This is a genomic window from Streptosporangium oxazolinicum (assembly GCF_039537505.1).
Taxonomy (GTDB): domain Bacteria; phylum Actinomycetota; class Actinomycetes; order Streptosporangiales; family Streptosporangiaceae; genus Streptosporangium; species Streptosporangium oxazolinicum.
This window is the reverse complement of record NZ_BAABAQ010000008.1, coordinates 131,470-147,719: the sequence shown is the minus strand read 5'-3', so window position 1 is coordinate 147,719 and position 16,250 is coordinate 131,470. Positions and strand designations below refer to the sequence as shown.

Here is a 16,250-nt window from a genome sequence, read left to right as displayed (position 1 = left end):
TGAGCCACGCGGTGTGAGCCACGGCGCGCAGACGGGCGCGCGTGTCCCCTGCCGTTCGGGGTCTCAGCCGGTCGCGGGCGGGATGTTCTGGTTGAGGCGGAACAGGTTCTCCGGGTCGTACCTCGCCTTGATCCGCGCCAGCCGCTCGTAGGCGCCGCCGGGGTAGGCCGCCCTGATCCGCTCCTCGCCCTCGTTGAGCATGAAGTTCACGTAGACGCCCGGGTCGTCCTGCCTGAGCGAGGCGGCGAAGGCGGCGACCCAGGCGGCGTGCTCACCGGCTTCCGCGGGGTCCGCGTGGACGGCGGTCAGGTTGACCATGACGCGGCTCCTGCGATGGGCGAACGCGGTGGCCGTGACGGGCACCCGCGCCATGGCCCCGCCCAGCACGCGCAGCTGTGTCACGGTCATCGCCGCGGTGGAGGACTCCATGCGCCCCAGGATGTTCCCGGCCACCGCGAGGTCGACGCGGTCGACGAACATGGTGGTGGCGGCGGCCATGGAGCGCGCCCCGGAGCCCCCCGGCGGATACATGCCCGGGTACGGCACGGCCCGGACCAGGTCGGCGAGCGGCCGGGCGATCGCCCGGAACGGCGCGAGGGCCCGCTCACCGGCCTCCGCCGGGCCCGCGTAGCACATCGTGGCCATGATGACGGGCCTGCCGTGGTGTTCTTCGGGGACGAAGGGCATGGGTGGTGCGGGCATGATGTTCGCGATCGTCGAGAGTTCCTCGGGGGCGGCCTGTGCTTCGGTGACGAAGGAGACGATCGCCTCGGGGGTGGCGGGCAGGATCAGGAGGCCGCCGTAGACGCGGTCCAGTTGGTGCAGGCGGAATCTGAGGCGGGTGGCGACGCCGAAGTTGCCGCCGCCGCCGCGGATGGCCCAGAACAGGTCGGGGTGGTGGTCCTCGTCGGCGTACAGGATCGCGCCGTCGGCGGTGACGATCTCGGCGGCCAGCAGGTCGTCGACGGTGAGCCCGTGCTTGCGGACGAGGTAGCCGACACCCCCGCCGAGAGTGATACCGCCGATACCCACCGAGGCCGTGTCACCGAACCCGGTGACCAGGCCGTGGGCCGAGGTCGCGATGGCGTGTTCACCGGCCTTCATGCCGGTCTCCACCCAGGCCGTCCGGCCCTCGACGTCGATCTCCAGGTTCCTCATGCCCGCCAGGTCCAGGCAGATGCCGCCGTTGGAGACGCCGTGGCCGACACCGCTGTGCCCGCCACTCCGGATCGAGAGCTCCAGCCCGGTCTCCCTGGCGAGGGTCACGACCCGCGCGACCTGTGTCGCGTCGCCGGGCCTGATGACGACCGCGGGCCGGTGATCGACACCACCGGCGTGGACGGCGCGCGCCGCGTCGTACCCGGGATCGCCGGGCATGATGATCAGGCCGTGAAGGCCGGGGTCGAGCCGGTCGATCGCGGCGGGCACGCGGTCGATGAACGTCGTCACGAGACTGACTCCTTTTCGGCGGGGGGCGTGGACACGACTTTTCGGCGGGGGCGTGGACACGACTCGAACCCTGACGCGGCGAGAAGCGCGGGCACGACTCGAACGACCTGACACGGCGAGCGGTACGGGTATATATGACTCGGACCCTGATACATCGGAAGGCGTGAGTGCGACTCCGAACCCTGATATGACGGAAAGTGTGGGTGCGACTCCGGACCCCGATGCACGGAAAGCGTGGGTGCGACCCGAACGACCTGCCCCGGCATGGCCGGTGACCCCGCCACCGGGCATGGACGTCCCCGTGAAGCTCGCGGATCGGGGCGAGACGGCCTCGTCGTCCCCCGCCGACTGTGACAAGCGTGCCCGCGCGGGAGCACCCTCGGCATCTCCGGATGTGCTCCTTATTGAGCAACCTAAGAGATGTCTTTTTTCGGTAGAGCTGGAAGAATTGGCTTTTCGAGCAGTTTCGTCCATTGTGAGCCCGGTCGTGGTAGTTTGCGGCCGGGCTGACAGGTTTTTCCGGAAAGGATCGCGCCGTGCCCGAGGCGAGGGTCGTCATCGACGTCCTGTTCTCCGAATACACGTCTCCCGGATTCCCCGACCCCACCGAGAACCGGGCCGTGTAATTCGGTGACCGCTGAGCCTACGCGGCGAACGGCGAGCCGGGGGGACGATGACGGCCCGTCCGGCCGTTCTGGCACCAACCGGCCAGCGCGACGGACGTGATGATCCAGTGATGAGGCCGAACCTGCGACGCGGGCCGAGGATGGTGGCGGCCCCGGGCGTCGCCCTCCGTGACCGCGGGGACGCCGGTACGGCCGGCCTTCCACACGATGAAGGCAACCCATTCAGGCCACAGCCACTCTGACCACCACGAAGGATTGATCATGGCTGAACCCAGCGCGGAGATCGGGATCATCGGAGGCAGCGGGTTCTACTCGCTCATCGACGGCGCTCAGGAGGTCACGCTCTCCACACCGTACGGCGAGCCGTCCGACCCGATCGTCCTCGCCGATATCGCCGACCGGAAAGTCGCCTTCATCCCACGGCACGGGCGCGATCACCGCCATCCGCCGCACCGGATCAACTACCGGGCGAACCTGTGGGCGCTGCGTTCCCTCGGGGTCCGGCAGATCCTCGCGCCCTGCGCCGTTGGATCGCTCCGGCCCGAACTGGGGCCCGGCATGGTGGTCGTACCCGATCAGCTGGTGGACAGGACCAGCGGGCGCGCCCAGACCTATTTCGACGTCTCCGCGGTCCATGTCCCCTTCGCCGACCCCTACTGCCAGATCGGGCGGGACGTCGTGCTCCGGGGAGCCGCCGAGGCGGGAGAGGACTGCGTCGACGGCGGAACCATGGTGGTGATCGAGGGACCGCGCTTCTCCACCCGCGCCGAGTCCCAGTGGTACGCCGCGCAGGGCTGGGCGCTCATCAACATGACCGGGTATCCGGAGGCGGCGCTCGCACGCGAGCTGGCGATGTGTTATGTCCCCATCGCGCTCGTCACCGACCTGGACGCGGGTCTGGGCATAGGGTCGGGCGTGCGGCAGGACGAGGTCTTCCAGATCTTCGACGCGAACCTCCCCCGCCTGCGCGCGCTCGTGCTGTCGACGGTCGCGCGGCTTCCTGCCGAACGCACCTGCGAGTGCACGAGGGCCCTCGACGGCATCGACCTCCCCATCGAGATTCCCGGGTACGGCGCCCAGTCCTCCTCGGCGCCGTCGAAGGCGCCGTCGAACGGGACCGATCCATCCTCGTCCTGAACACCCGTGCGGCCTGGAGGGTGGGACGAGACTCAATCCCGGCCCGCCAGGTCCTGGCCGCTGAACAGGCCGTTCCTGAGCTGCCGCAACTCGTCGAAGGAGGCCAGGTCGGGCACCCGCCAGCCGTCCAGGTCGTACTCGTCCAGGCACTCGTCCACGAACCTCTTGTAGCCGTCGACCTGTCCGCCGGCCAGCTGCGCGGACAGCAGTTCGACCCGGGTGTTCTCGTGGTTGCCCGCGTAGTTGCGCTCGTACAGCTCGTGTCGTCCGCCGAACTCCGTGCCCACGGAGTCCCACAGCAGTTTCATCACCTTGATCCGCTCGACCGCGTCGACGCCGTTGGACCCGCGCAGGAACCTGTCCAGGTAGGGGCGGATCTCGGGGTTCTTGAAATCGTCGGCGCTGGAGTTGACGTAGATCAGGCCGCTCGCGATGTCCTGTTCGATGATCTCCTTGACGCGGGGATAGCCGATCTGCATGAACCACCGGTACGCCAGGCCGTACTGCGGGTTGGGCAGGACCGCGCCGTTGACCCACGGGACCGGGTTGCGCGCGGCGGCGTCGGAGAGAGCCCAGAACAGGTTGCGCCAGGCGAGCACCTCACCCAGCCTGCTCTGCACCCCGCGGAAATCCTTCGTCCCGGTGATCTCCACGGCCTTGGCGAGCAGGCCGGCGATGAACTCCAGCTTGACCGCCAGGCGGGTGCAGCCGTGGAAGGTGAAACGCTCGGGGAAGCCGGAGCGGCCGGTGAACATCTGGACCTTGCCGATGTGCCCGTAGATGAAGACGTTCTCCCACGGGATGAACACCTTGTCCAGCACGAGGATGGTGTCGTTCTCGTCCAGCCGGGAGGAGAGCGGGTAGTCGAACGGGCTGCCCATCACCGTCGCCGCGGCGCTGTAGGAGGGGCGGCAGATCAGCTTCAGCCCCGGCGTGCCCATGGGGATGGTCGCCACCAGCGCGAACTTCTTGTCCTTGATCGGCAGGCCGTAGTGGGCGATGAAGTTGTAGTGGGTCAGCGCCGACCCCGTCGCCACGACCTTGGCCCCGCTCACCACCAGGCCCGCGTCGGTCTCCCGCTCCACGTGGACGAAGACGTCGGCCACCTCGTCGGGAGGCCGGTTGCGGTCCACGGGCGGATGCACGATCGCGTGGTTCCAGAACAGGACCTTCTCCTGCGACTCCCGGTACCAGCGGCGCGCGTTGTCGCCGAAGGGCTCGTAGAAGTCGGCGTTGGCGCCCAGCGTGCCGAGGAAGGACGCCTTGTAGTCGGGGCTGCGGCCCATCCACCCGTAGCTCATCCTGGCCCAGGCCGCGATGGCCCGCTGGTGGGCGACCAGGTCCTCGGCCGAGCGGGGCGTGGTGAAGAAGGCGTGCGTGTACCCGTCGCCCCCGCTGTCGGTCGGGGCGATCAGCTCCCTGTTGCGCTCCGGATCGTGCAACGCGTCGTACAGCCGCGCGGTCATCCGCACCGGATTGTGGAAGGCCGGATGCGAGGTGACGTCCTTGACGCGCTCGCCGTACAGGTAGATCTCGCGATCGTCGCGCAGGCTCTCGACATACTCGGCGCCGTTCATCGGACGCGTCCTGGGCCGTTCCATGCGCCCTCCTTCCGCACTGGGGGTGTCCGGGCCCCGTCCGAGGCCGGACCTTCAAGGCGTGACGACGGCGACCCCGTGACCTCCCGCGGGAGCACCCGGGCTCAGGCGCCGATGGGGGTGTTCTGGTACGCGGTCAGCAGCCACTCGCCGTCCTGCTTGGCCAGCACCCAGGTGGCGCGGATGGCGCGCTCCGGCGCGACCTCGGTCTCTCCGGGGACCAGCACGCCGCCCTTGGTGACCAGGACGGCCGTGTCGGGGGTGACGAAGCGCGCCGAGATGGGCTGGCCGGTCACGCGGGTGCCCCGGTACGGGCCCTCGAAGGCGGAGGCCATGAAGGCGCGGATCTGGTCGCGACCGGCCGCGAACACGCCGCCCGACAGGACCATGGTGGCGTCCGCGGCGAAGACCGCGGCGAAGGCGTCGGGGTCGTTGTCCGCCCAGGCGCTGATGACGCGCTGGGGGACCTCGCGGACGGCCGCGTCGTCGACGGTGGTGGTGGACGGTGACATGTTTCCTCCAGTGTGATGACTGTCGAGCCCCGCGGCCGGGCCCTGCGGGTGACCGGTCGGCTGACGCTCGGGGCGGGGTACAGGACGCTCGCGGGGTACAGGGCGCTCGGGGGCGGGGTACGGGACGTCGTGGCCAGGGTCCCGGCCCGCGCCGTCAGGCGGGGATGGAGTTGACGAGGCCGCCGTCGACGATGAACTCCTGGCCGGTGATGTACGACGCGCGCTTGGACAGCAGGAAGATCACGGTCTCCGCGATCTCCGCCGGGTCCCCGATCCGGCCGAGCGCGACCTGGCTGCGGAAGAACTCACGCACCTGGTCGCTGCCCATCGTCACCGTGTCGAGCATCGGCGTCTGGACGTGGCCGGGCGTGATGGCGTTGACGCGGATGCCGCGTTCGGCCAGGTCGGGGGCGAGAGTCTGGGCGAGGCTCAGCACGGCCGCCTTGCTGGCGGCGTACAGCGAGCCCATGGCCGCGCCCCGGTGCGCCAGCCACGACCCGTTCAGCACCACCGACCCGCCGTCCTCCATGAGCGGCAGCGCCTTCTGGACGGTGAAGAACGTGCCCTTGAGGTTGGCGCCCACCACCGTCTCGTAGTCGTCCTCCGTGACGTCGGCGACCCGGCCCGCGTGCGGCACCCCCGCGTTGGCGAACACGCCGGTCAGGCGGCCGTAGCGCCGGCCGATCTCGTCCGTCAGCCCGTCCAGGTCGGCGACCCGGGAGACGTCCGCCCGTACGGTCAGCACCCGGTCGCCGCCGTCCAGCTCCCGCGCCGCCGCCTCCAGCCGGGCGGCGTCGCGCCCGGCCAGCACCACCTCGCCGCCGCCCTCCACGAGGCGCCGGGCCGTCGCCAATCCGATGCCGCTCCCGCCACCGGTGATTAAAACGGTCATGCCCGCGAATTCGCTCATGCGGCAAGCTTCGGCCGCGCCGGACCACCACGCATCTCTGGAAATGCTGAGCGATTCCCACGGTGCGCGGGGCTGCGAAGCGGTACGCACGGCGGAAGAACAGTGCGCACGGCGGGAGAAGAAAGGGCCGCCGCGCGGTGTGAAAATCAACGGCGGAATCTCGCGGAGGGCACCGTCGAAGATGTCCGGCGGGCGGCCCCGGCCGAGGATCGGGGGTGATCCCCGCATCCGGACCGGGGATGCCGCCGATCCGGCCGCGACTCCCGGAAACCCGCCAAGGAGTCCACTCGCGACTTCCGGAAGACCACCGAGGAGTCCACCCATGACTCCCGGAAACCCATCAAGGAGTCCGCCCACGACTCCCGAATACCCATCAAGGAGTCCAGCCGTGACTCCCGGAAGACCACCGAGGAGTCCACCCGCGACTCCCGGAAGACCGCTAAGGAGTCCGCCCGTGACGATGTCCATCGACCGCACCACCGCCCTCGTACGCGCGCTGCGCCGGGAGTTCGACGGCCGGGTCGTCGCGCCGGGCGACAGCGGATACGACGAGGCGCGCGCGGTGGTGTACGGCGGAACGGCCGACCGCCGGCCGACGGCCATCCTCCGCCCGGCGAACGCGGAGCAGGTCGCGCGGGTCATCGCCGTCGCGCGGGAGACCGGCCTCCCCCTCGCGGTACGCGGCGGCGGGCACAGCAACGCCGGGCACGGCGTCTGCGACGGCCTGGTCCTCGACCTGAGCGCGATGAAGGGCATCGACATCGACGTCGAAGGCCGTACCGCGTGGGCCGAGACGGGCCTGACCTGCGGCGAGTATCTCGCGGCCGTGGGCGCCCACGGCCTGGTCACCGGGTTCGGTGACACGGCCTCCGTCGGTATCGGCGGTATCACTCTCGGCGGGGGCGTCGGCTACCTCGTCCGCAAGCACGGGCTCACCGTCGACGACCTGCTGGCCGCCGAGATCGTCACCGCCGACGGCGCGATCCTGCACACCGACGCAGACCACCACCCCGACCTGTTCTGGGCCATCCGCGGCGGCGGCGGCAACTTCGGGGTCGCCACCCGCCTCAGATTCCGCCTGCACGAACTGGACCGCGTCTACGGCGGCCTCCTGATCCTGCCCGCCACCCCCGAGGCGATCGTCTCCTTCGTCACCGAAGCACAGGCCGCCCCCGAGGAACTCTCGACGATCGCGAACATCATGCCCGCACCACCCATGCCGTTCGTCCCCGAAGAACACCACGGCAGGCCCGTCATCATGGCGATGATGTGTCACGCGGGCCCGGCCGAGGAGGGCCCGCGGGTCATGGACCGCTTCCGCGCGATCGCCCCGCCCCTCGCCGACCTGCTGGGGGAGATGCCGTACGCCGGGATGTACCCCCCGGAGGACGAACTCCACCCGATCTCCGACTTCACCAACATGTTCATCGACCGGGTCGACCACGACACCGCCACCACGATCGTCCACTACCTGAACACCTCGACCGCGACCCTGCCCGCGGCCCAGCTCCGCGTGCTCGGCGGCGCGATGGCGCGGATCCCCGCCGACGCCACGGCCTTCCCGCACCGCCAGAGCAGGATCATGGTCAATCTGGCGGCCATCTACGAGGACCCCGCCGAGTCCCCGCTCCACCGGGCGTGGGTGGCGGAGTTCGCCGCCGCCGTCCGGCAGGACGACCAGGGGGCGTACGTGAACTTCCTCGCCGACGAGGGCGACGAGCGGGTCCGGGTGGCCTACCCGGGCGGCGCCTACGAACGGCTGGCGGCGATCAAGGCCGTTTACGACCCGGGCAACGTCTTCCGGGTCAACCAGAACATCCCGCCCGCGACGTCCTGACTAAGCAACCACAAAGGTGCGGCGGGCACGGCGTGGATGTGATTCTCATGTCGAGATGAGCACCTGCGTGAACCGTGGTGTCTCGTCGACCGGCGACGAGGAGGAAAATGGTGCTGACGACCGAAATTCCGACGCGGGAAGAACTTGTTCGTCGTGTGTCCGACCTGGCGCCCGTCATTCGCGGGAACGCCGCGTGGGCGGAGCAGAACAACCGTCTCCACGACGAGACGATCGACGCGCTCGCGGGTGCGGGGATCTTCAAGCTGCGCGTGCCGACCCGTTTCGGCGGCTACGAGGCCGACACCCGCACGATCGTCGACGTGGCCGCCGAGCTGGGCCGGATCGACGGCTCCACCGCCTGGACCGCGTCGGTCTACTGGATCCCGACGTGGATGGTCGGGCTGTTCCCCGACCACGTCCAGGACGAGGTGTTCTCGACCCCGGACGTACGCGTGTGCGGCACGCTCAGCCCCTCCGCCATGGCCGCCCCCGCCGACGGCGGCGTGATCGTCAACGGCAAGTGGGGGTTCATCAGCGGTGCCTGGCACAGCCAGTGGCAGGAGATCGTGGCCATCCAGGTGGACGCCGAGGGTACGCCCATGCCGATCCTCGCGCTGGTCCCCATGGCCGACCTGCGGATCGTGGACGACTGGGACACCTCGGGGCTGAGGGGCACCGGCAGCGTCAGCACGGTGGCGCAGGACGTGTTCGTCCCCGCCGACCGCGTGCTGCCGCTGGGTGCGATCCTCGGCGGCCAGTCGGCCTCGCAGGCCAACGCAGGCGCCTCGATCTACCGCGCCCCGCTGCTGCCGGTCGCCTCCGCCTCGTCCGTCGGCTCGGTCCTGGGCATGGCCAGGGGCGCCATGGAGGCGTTCCTGGAGCGGCTGCCCAACCGGAAGATCACGTACACGGGGTACGAGAGCCAGGCTGCGGCACCGCGTACCCACCTCCAGGTCGCCGAGGCGGCCATGAAGATCGACGAGGCCGAGTTCCACGCCCACCGCCTGGCCGAGCTCGTGGACGGCAAGGCCGGGCGGGGCGAGCCGTGGAGCGTCGCGGAGCGGGTGAGGGCGCGGGCCGAGATGGGCGGCGTGGTCCGGCGCGGCAAGGCGGCCGTGGACATCCTGGCCCAGGCCAGCGGCGGCTCCTCGATCTACAGCGACGTGCCGATCCAGCGGATCGCCCGCGACATCGCCGCCGTCAACCTGCACGCCCTCATGCACCCCGACACCAACGCCGAGCTGTACGGCCGGATCCTGTGCGGGCTCGAACCCGACACGCTCTACGTCTAGACCTCCAGCACATCCAGACCTCCAGCGCGGCCATGATCGGCGGGCTCCACGCGGCGGACAGCGCCGCGCGGAGCCCTTCGTTCTTCTCACCGGCCGTTCTTCTCACCGGCCCCCTGAGGCCCTTCGAAGGTGCCCCCTCCGGAAGCTCGCCCTCCACCGCCCCTCTCTCCGAGCCCCGCGAGTCCTTGAGTTCCGCGAGCTCCATGAAGCCTGTGAATTTCGTGAGTCCCGCGAGGTCCATGAAGGCCACGAGTCCCGTAGGTTTCGTGAGTTCCATGAGTTCCATGGGCCGGTTGCCGGGAGGGAACGCGTTTCCAAGCCAACCGCGAAGTACGATCGGTCAATGACCGAAATGACCGAAACCACGCCCGGCTGGCTCGCTCCCGAAGAACTGGAGTCGGCCCGCGCGCGGATGCCGATCCTCTACGTCGACGCCGTACCGGTACGGGTCGACGAGACAGGAGTGGTCACGCATGTCGGCCTGCTGCTGCGCATCGGATCGGACGGAGCGGTCAGCCGCGCCCTCGTCTCCGGCCGCGTGCTTCACCACGAGCGTGTCCGGGACGCGCTCATGCGCCACCTGGAGAAGGACCTCGGCCCGACGGCACTGCCCCGCGTCCCCGCCTCTCCGCAGCCGTTCACCATCGCCGAGTACTTCCCGACCCAGGGCATCACGCCCTACCACGATCCCCGGCAGCACGCGGTGTCCCTCGCCTACGTCGTCCCGGTCGCGGGTGACTGCCGCCCCCGGCAGGACGCCCTCGACCTCGTCTGGTTCACCCCCGAGGAAGCCTCGTCCCCCCTGGTACAGCAGGAGATGCTCGGCGGACAGGGTGTCCTGCTGAAGCAGGCCCTCGCACACGTCGGCTGCCTTTTCTGATCTCCCGGGCGGTGCGGTACGGCTGCGGCGACATCCCACGGCCGGTTCCCGGGCCGGTTCCCGCAGCCGGCACTCACGCCGATCCCCAGACCGGTTCCCTCAGTCGGCGCGCAGGCCGGTTCCCAGACTGATTCTCGCGATCACTTCCCAGGCCGGTTCCCGCGATCGGCACCCATCCGGTTCCAGGCAGGCTCCCACAGCCGGTTTCCACAGCCGGTCCCCAGGCCGGTTCCCACGGTCGAGGAAACGGCCGTCGCGTCGGCGCGTACCACCTCTGACCTGGGGCGCGACGTCTGGAACGGGAATCGCGGCACGTATACTTAGCATGCGTCAAGTAACTTTCCGCCAGATTCGCCGATCTGGAGGGTTCATGCGCAGCCCCGTCATCATCGTCCAGGCCCGGCCACCATCCCGCCCGCGCGGGCGCCTTCCCTACAAGTGGTCGGTGCTGTCCAACACGACGCTGGGCATGCTCATGGCCACGGTGAACGCCTCCATCCTGATCATCTCGCTGCCGGCCATCTTCACCAGCATCCGTCTCGACCCGCTGGCACCGGCGAACGTGAGTTACCTGCTGTGGCTGCTCATGGGATACATGCTGGTGACGGCGGTGCTGGTGGTCACGCTGGGACGGCTGGGAGACATGTACGGCCGGGTGCGCGTCTACAGTGCCGGTTTCGCCGTGTTCACGGTCGCCTCGGTGGCACTCGCGCTCGTCCCGGCGGGCGGCCGGGCGGGCGCGCTGTGGCTGATCGGCTGGCGGCTGGTGCAGGGGGTCGGCGGCGCCATGCTGATGGCGAACTCCGCGGCGATCATCACGGACGCGTTCCCGGCCCGCCAGCGCGGCACGGCGCTGGGCGTCAACCAGGTCGCCGGGCTCGCCGGCACCTTCATCGGGCTGATGGCGGGCGGGCTGCTGTCCGCGTGGCACTGGCAGTCGATCTTCTGGGTCAGCGCGGCCATCGGCCTGGTGGGCACCTGGTGGGCGTACCGCAACCTGCACGAGACGGCGGCGCGCCGCCACGACCTGCGGATCGACTGGTGGGGCAACCTGACCTTCGCCCTCGGCCTGACCGTGTCGCTGGCCGCGATCACGTACGGCATCCAGCCCTACGGCGGCCACACCGAGGGCTGGACCAACCCGCTGGTCATCGCGGGGCTGGTCGGCGGCCTCGTCCTGATGGCCGTGTTCTGCGCGGTGGAGACGCGGGTGGCGCAGCCGATGTTCCACCTCGGGCTCTTCCGCATCCAGGCGTTCTGGGCCGGGAACGCGGCCGCGCTGCTCAACGCGACGGCCCGAGGCGGGCTGCAGTTCATACTGATCATCTGGCTTCAGGGCATCTGGCTGCCCCTGCACGGTTACGACTTCGCGGAGACCCCGCTGTGGGCGGGCATCTACCTGGGCCCGCTCACCCTCGGCTTCCTCGTCGCCGGGCCGGTCTCCGGCTACCTGTCCGACCGGTACGGGGCGAAGCTCCTGGCCACCGGTGGCCTTCTCCTCATGGCCGTGACCTTCCTGGGCCTGCTGGCGCTGCCGGTCGTCTTCGGCTATCCGGCCTTCGCGCTCCTGCTGCTGTTCAACGGCATCGGCTCCGGGCTGTTCTCCGCGCCGAACACCACGGCGGTGATGAACTCGGTGCCCGCCGACCAGCGCGGCGTGGCCTCCGGCATCAGGGCCACCTTCCAGAACGCCGGGATGGTGCTGTCCATCGGCGTGTTCTTCTCGCTCCTGGTCACCGGGCTGTCCCAGTCGCTGCCCGGCGCGCTGCACGCGGGCCTGACCGCCCAGAGCGTGCCCGCGCACGCGGTGAACGCGGTCTCCGTCATCCCCCCGGTCGGGATGATGTTCGCCGCGTTCCTCGGCAGCAACCCGCTCTCCTCGCTGCTGAACGCGGCCGGTGTGCTGCACGAGCTGCCCGCCTCGACCGTGACGACGCTGACCAGCAGGACCTTCCTGCCGATGCTGCTGTCCGGGCCGTTCCATCAGGGCCTGGTCGTGGTCTTCGTCCTCGCCGCCGTCCTGGCGGCCGTGGGGGCCGTGGTCTCGCTGTTCCGCGGTGATCTCTACATCCACGAGGAAATTCACGAGGGATGGGAAAAACGATGAGCGCAACGGTGTCCGGCGACGCGCACCTCGCGAGCCGGTTGAGCCTCGCCGTCGGCCGGCTGCACCGGCGCGTCCGGATCGCCACCAACGACGTGCCTCCCCTGCAGCTGTCCACCCTGGTCTCGATCGAGAACCACGGCCCGCTGCGCCTGGGTGAGCTGGCCCAGCGCGAGGCCGTCACCGCGCCGACCATGAGCCGCGTCCTCATGGCGCTCGGCCATCGGGGCCTGATCGTCCGTACGATCGACGCCGAGGACGCGCGCTCCGTCCGGGTGGCGCTGTCGCCCGAGGGGGTCCGCGTGCTCGCCGAGGTGCGTTCGCGGCGCGCGGCGCTGCTCGACGCGCGGCTCGCCCGGCTCAGCCCCGAGCAGCGCGCGACGCTCGCCGCCGCGTTGCCCGTCCTGGAGACCATGGTCGCCGAGGAGTGCTGAGCCCTTCCCGGAACGGGACGAGCCGCAGACCGGCGATCACGGCCGTTCGTCCAGCCGGTCCGTGACGATCAGCTCCACGACCCGGTGGGGCCGCTCCCGCCCGACGGCGTGCAGGTTGGGGCCGCCACGGCGGACGGACACCAGGTAGCAGCCGGAGCGGGGACCTATGGTCACCGTGGCGGCGCGCCGACCCTGGGCGATCACGGCCAGCTCGGGCGGATGCCGATCGGCCCGCGAGCGGAAGACGGGCCCCCCGGGCCGGGCGGGAGCGCCCGGCTGAGTGGAAGCGTCCGACTGAGCGGGGGCACCCGGCTGGGCAGTGACGCCCGGCTGAGCGGGAGCACCCGGCTGGGTGGCGAAGACCCCCAGGCTGATCGGGTGGTGGCGGTGGGCGCGGATTCCCCGCTCGATCAGAAGCCGCTGCACGACCGCCAGCGCCCGGTCGTGGCGTTGCGCCGTCGCCTCGTCGACCATCCCCAGGGATTCGGTCCGTACCGCACGCCGTGTCACCCATCCTCCAAGGTCGGAATCACCGGATCCGGATGGCGAGGGTCACGGTTCTCACCATCACGACGACCATATGAGAATTGCCACCGCCAATGTTCACGGTTTTCCGGGAAAACACCCCCGGATAAGATTGAAAAGCCATTCACCTTTTCGGTCCGCACAACTGTTCGGGGACGGTCCGGTAATGGGTGTCCGGCTGCCTGACGATCTCTCTCGCCGTAGGGGGTGCGCGATCGGGCTGCGAGAAACATTCGCCTTCGCCACCGGGCCGATTGGGGTGAGCCTTCCCCGTTTACCCGCCCCGGCAATTCGACAACCTGTGGATTCGCCCTCGCCGTCCGGTTCGACGTCCCGTTCCTGCCCGGTCGTCCCGGCGCATCCCCGCGTTCGCGATAACGGCCCACCGGCTTCGCCGGGATGAGCGTTCTCACCGTGGAACCGCTTTCCCCGCACGAAATCATCCACCGGTCTTTTTCCCGACAGAACGACCATCGGGTTTTCCCTGGGCCGACGGATCGATCCTTCGAACGTGGCCGTGCCCGCGACGTCACGCGTCAGCCGACATAGCGGCCGACGCAGTCGGTGAAGCGGTTCTCCGACACGGCGCAGTCGTAGGTGAAGTGCTCCCTTCCCCCGCCACCGGTCGCGAAGTCGTGCTCCGCGACCACCCGGCCCGGCCCGCCGGGGACGACGGCGAGCAGGGTGTACCGGCCACCGCCCCGCCGTCACGGCCTTCCTCGCCTCCCTCCCCACCTCCGACCTCCCCACTTCCGACACAACCGCGCCCACAACCGTCACGGACGTGGATCCCGGCTAACGCGGATCGCCAGACCGTCTCCCACCTCCCACCTCCGGGTGACGGACCCGAGCACCCTGCGGCGAACTGTTCGGGAGACGTCTGGAATGCGCGCGTAACGCTCTTGACATGATGTGTAGTTCACATATATTCGTTACTTTAGTAACAGATATGGCGTACGCGACCCCCCGATGATCGGTATCGAGCATGACGGGTGGACGGCGCGCCTCAACCGGCGAAGGGTTCACCGTGCCTCTCCGATCGCTGTCCCTCCAGCTCTACAGCGTCCGGCATGCCATCGACGAGGACCTGCCGGGCACGCTCGCCAGGGTCGCCGCGATCGGCTACCGGCAGATCGAGTCCTCGTACAAGCTGTACTCCCGCGGTCCCGAGTTCCTCGACGCGGTCACCGCCAACGGCTTCGTCTCCCCCACGATGACCTCTTCGCTGATCGACGTCGACCTGGACGCGATCTTCTCGGCGGCGAACAGGCTGGGGGCGAACACGGTGGTGGACACGTTCATCCCGGAGGAGTTCTGGACCACCGACGACGACGTCACCCGCATCGCCGGCCATTTGAACGCCGCGGCGGTGAAGGCCGCGGACTACGGCCTGCGGGTCGGATACCACAACCACTGGTGGGAGCTTGAGCGGCGGTTCTCCGGCCGCACCGCGCTGGAGACCCTGGCCGACCGGCTCCGGCCGGAGGTGGTGCTGGAGGTCGACGCCTACTGGGTCGCGGTGGGAGGCGAGGACGTGCTGGGCCTGCTGGGCCGCGTGAGCGACCGCGTGCGCTTCCTGCACCTGAAGGACGGCCCCGTCAACCGGGAGAACACCCAACAGTTGCCCGCCGGTCAGGGCAAGCTGCCCTGGCCCGAGATCCTCGACGCGGTGCCGCACCTGGAGGCCGGGGCGGTCGAGTTCGACGACTACAGCGGGGACGTCTTCGAGGCGATCGCCGCGAGCTTCGCCTACCTGAACCCGAAGGTCGAAAGGTGAGCGGCGTGAGCGGTTCCGGCCCGATGGGGGTCGGCGTCATCGGCGCCGGGAAGATCAGCGAGCAGTACCTGGAGAACCTCACCCGCTTCCCGGACCTGGACGTCCGCATCGTCACGGACCTCTATCCGGACCGGGCCGCCGAGCAGGCCGCGGCGTACGGGGTGCCGGAGTCGGGCACCCCGGAACAGGCGCTGGAGCATCCCGATGTGGAGATCATCGTCAACCTGACGATCCCGGCCGCGCACGCCGAGGTGTCCATGGCGGCGCTCGGCGCGGGTAAGCACGTGTGGACCGAGAAGCCGTTCACCCTGGATCGTGCCACCGGCCTGCAGCTGCTGGAGAAGGCGGAGGGCGCGGGTCTCCGGATCGGCGGGGCGCCCGACACCTTCCTCGGTGCCGGGCTGCAGACGGCGAGGCGGATGATCGAGCGGGGTGACATCGGCGTGCCACTCACCGGGCTCACCCTGTTCGAGGTGCCCGGCCCGGTGGACGACCACCGCAACCTGGAGGTGCTGCTCTCGCGCGGCGCGGGCCCGCTGTGGGACATGGGACCGTACTACCTGACCGCGCTGGCCCAGTTCTTCGGCTCGTTCCGCTCGGTGGTGGCGACCGGGCGGATCGCGCGGCCCACCCGCGTCCTGCGCGTCGGCCCCAAGGCCGGACAGGAGATCACCGTGCAGGTCCCGACGCACGTCGGCGTCCTCGCCGAGTTCGAGGCCGGGCAGTCCTCGACGACCGTGCTGAGCTGGGACTCCCCGCATCGCCGCGTGGGTCACGTGGAGATCGTGGGTTCCGAGGCGACGCTGTCCGTCCCGGACCCGAACCACTTCGACGGGGACCTCCACATCCGGCGCGCCGGTGACGACGACTGGACGACCGTACCGGCCGCAGGCCCGGTGGGAGGCCGCGGGCTCGGCACGCTGGACATCGCCCGCGCCGTACGGGCCGGGACACCGCACCGGGCCTCCGGGCAGCTGGCCTACCACGTGCTGGACACGATGGCCGCGGTCTCGGAGTCGATCGAGCGCGGGGAGGTCGTGCCCGTACGGAGTTCGGCCCCGGAGACGAAGCCGGTCACCGAGGACTGGGATCCCTACGCACGGACCCTCTGAGAAGAAGCCCGGGGAACCCCCGGAGTTCATCCGAGAAGGCCACGGAACACCGCGAGA

At 69.9% G+C, this 16,250-nt stretch carries 13 protein-coding genes; 8 read left to right on the top strand and 5 right to left on the bottom strand.

What is annotated here, in order from left to right; translation table 11 throughout:
* Window positions 1-63: 63 nt before the first annotated feature.
* Window positions 64-1,449 carry an FAD-binding oxidoreductase gene (locus tag ABD817_RS22060; RefSeq protein WP_344919969.1) on the bottom strand — a complete coding sequence of 462 codons (1,386 nt, stop codon included), beginning with the start codon at window positions 1,447-1,449 and terminating at the stop codon, window positions 64-66.
* A gap of 887 nt (window positions 1,450-2,336) precedes the next feature.
* Between ABD817_RS22060 and ABD817_RS22055 the strand changes: the two genes are divergently transcribed.
* A complete protein-coding gene (locus ABD817_RS22055) occupies window positions 2,337-3,212 on the top strand; it encodes an S-methyl-5'-thioadenosine phosphorylase (protein WP_344919968.1) in 876 nt (291 codons plus the stop codon).
* 32 nt (window positions 3,213-3,244) lie between these two features.
* On the opposite strand, the gene ABD817_RS22050 is transcribed toward ABD817_RS22055, so the two are convergent.
* The 3 genes from ABD817_RS22050 to ABD817_RS22040 all read right to left on the bottom strand — a co-directional run bounded on the left by ABD817_RS22050 (window position 3,245) and on the right by ABD817_RS22040 (window position 6,232).
* Complete coding sequence (locus ABD817_RS22050) at window positions 3,245-4,813, bottom strand: 4-hydroxyphenylacetate 3-hydroxylase family protein (RefSeq protein ID WP_344919967.1); 1,569 nt, start codon at window positions 4,811-4,813, stop codon at window positions 3,245-3,247.
* A gap of 101 nt (window positions 4,814-4,914) precedes the next feature.
* Entirely contained in the window at window positions 4,915-5,322 is a 408-nt protein-coding gene (locus tag ABD817_RS22045) for an SgcJ/EcaC family oxidoreductase (protein ID WP_344919966.1), read from the bottom strand.
* A 154-nt stretch (window positions 5,323-5,476) separates the two neighbouring features.
* On the bottom strand, window positions 5,477-6,232 hold the full coding sequence (locus tag ABD817_RS22040) for an SDR family NAD(P)-dependent oxidoreductase (RefSeq protein ID WP_344919965.1): 756 nt from the start codon (window positions 6,230-6,232) through the stop codon (window positions 5,477-5,479).
* A 460-nt stretch (window positions 6,233-6,692) separates the two neighbouring features.
* Here ABD817_RS22040 and ABD817_RS22035 point away from each other — a divergent pair, with 460 nt between their 5' ends.
* The 5 genes from ABD817_RS22035 to ABD817_RS22015 all read left to right on the top strand — a co-directional run bounded on the left by ABD817_RS22035 (window position 6,693) and on the right by ABD817_RS22015 (window position 12,779).
* Window positions 6,693-8,069: an FAD-binding oxidoreductase gene (locus tag ABD817_RS22035; protein WP_344920160.1), complete on the top strand. Its 1,377-nt coding sequence runs from the start codon at window positions 6,693-6,695 to the stop codon at window positions 8,067-8,069.
* 155 nt (window positions 8,070-8,224) lie between these two features.
* Window positions 8,225-9,361, top strand: a complete 1,137-nt coding sequence (locus ABD817_RS22030) for an acyl-CoA dehydrogenase family protein (RefSeq protein WP_344919964.1) — start codon at window positions 8,225-8,227, stop codon at window positions 9,359-9,361.
* Between the two features lie 343 nt (window positions 9,362-9,704).
* Window positions 9,705-10,241, top strand: coding sequence for an NUDIX hydrolase family protein (locus ABD817_RS22025; RefSeq protein ID WP_344919963.1), 537 nt, complete (start codon window positions 9,705-9,707; stop codon window positions 10,239-10,241).
* Window positions 10,242-10,611: 370 nt separating this feature from the next.
* Window positions 10,612-12,348: an MFS transporter gene (locus ABD817_RS22020; RefSeq protein ID WP_344919962.1), complete on the top strand. Its 1,737-nt coding sequence runs from the start codon at window positions 10,612-10,614 to the stop codon at window positions 12,346-12,348.
* Window positions 12,345-12,779, top strand: a complete 435-nt coding sequence (locus ABD817_RS22015; RefSeq protein WP_344919961.1) for a MarR family winged helix-turn-helix transcriptional regulator — start codon at window positions 12,345-12,347, stop codon at window positions 12,777-12,779. Before ABD817_RS22020 ends, ABD817_RS22015 begins: the two co-directional genes overlap by 4 nt.
* A gap of 36 nt (window positions 12,780-12,815) precedes the next feature.
* Here ABD817_RS22015 and ABD817_RS22010 read toward each other — a convergent pair whose 3' ends face one another.
* Window positions 12,816-13,289: a hypothetical protein gene (locus ABD817_RS22010; RefSeq protein ID WP_344919960.1), complete on the bottom strand. Its 474-nt coding sequence runs from the start codon at window positions 13,287-13,289 to the stop codon at window positions 12,816-12,818.
* Window positions 13,290-14,331: 1,042 nt separating this feature from the next.
* On the opposite strand from ABD817_RS22010, the gene ABD817_RS22005 reads away from it, so the two are divergent.
* Together ABD817_RS22005 and ABD817_RS22000 are read left to right on the top strand one after the other, a co-directional pair.
* Window positions 14,332-15,081: a sugar phosphate isomerase/epimerase family protein gene (locus ABD817_RS22005; protein WP_344919959.1), complete on the top strand. Its 750-nt coding sequence runs from the start codon at window positions 14,332-14,334 to the stop codon at window positions 15,079-15,081.
* 5 nt (window positions 15,082-15,086) lie between these two features.
* A complete protein-coding gene (locus tag ABD817_RS22000; RefSeq protein ID WP_344919958.1) occupies window positions 15,087-16,193 on the top strand; it encodes a Gfo/Idh/MocA family protein in 1,107 nt (368 codons plus the stop codon).
* Window positions 16,194-16,250: the final 57 nt, after the last annotated feature.

Bases quoted from the DNA above. Each gene is read 5' to 3' on its own strand.
- ABD817_RS22055 (WP_344919968.1), top strand. From the start codon at position 2,337: ATGGCTGAACCCAGCGCGGAGATCGGGATCATCGGAGGCAGCGGGTTC.
- ABD817_RS22050 (WP_344919967.1), bottom strand. From the start codon at position 4,813: ATGGAACGGCCCAGGACGCGTCCGATGAACGGCGCCGAGTATGTCGAG.
- ABD817_RS22045 (WP_344919966.1), bottom strand. From the start codon at position 5,322: ATGTCACCGTCCACCACCACCGTCGACGACGCGGCCGTCCGCGAGGTC.
- ABD817_RS22040 (WP_344919965.1), bottom strand. From the start codon at position 6,232: ATGAGCGAATTCGCGGGCATGACCGTTTTAATCACCGGTGGCGGGAGC.
- ABD817_RS22035 (WP_344920160.1), top strand. From the start codon at position 6,693: ATGTCCATCGACCGCACCACCGCCCTCGTACGCGCGCTGCGCCGGGAG.
- ABD817_RS22025 (WP_344919963.1), top strand. From the start codon at position 9,705: ATGACCGAAATGACCGAAACCACGCCCGGCTGGCTCGCTCCCGAAGAA.
- ABD817_RS22020 (WP_344919962.1), top strand. From the start codon at position 10,612: ATGCGCAGCCCCGTCATCATCGTCCAGGCCCGGCCACCATCCCGCCCG.
- ABD817_RS22015 (WP_344919961.1), top strand. From the start codon at position 12,345: ATGAGCGCAACGGTGTCCGGCGACGCGCACCTCGCGAGCCGGTTGAGC.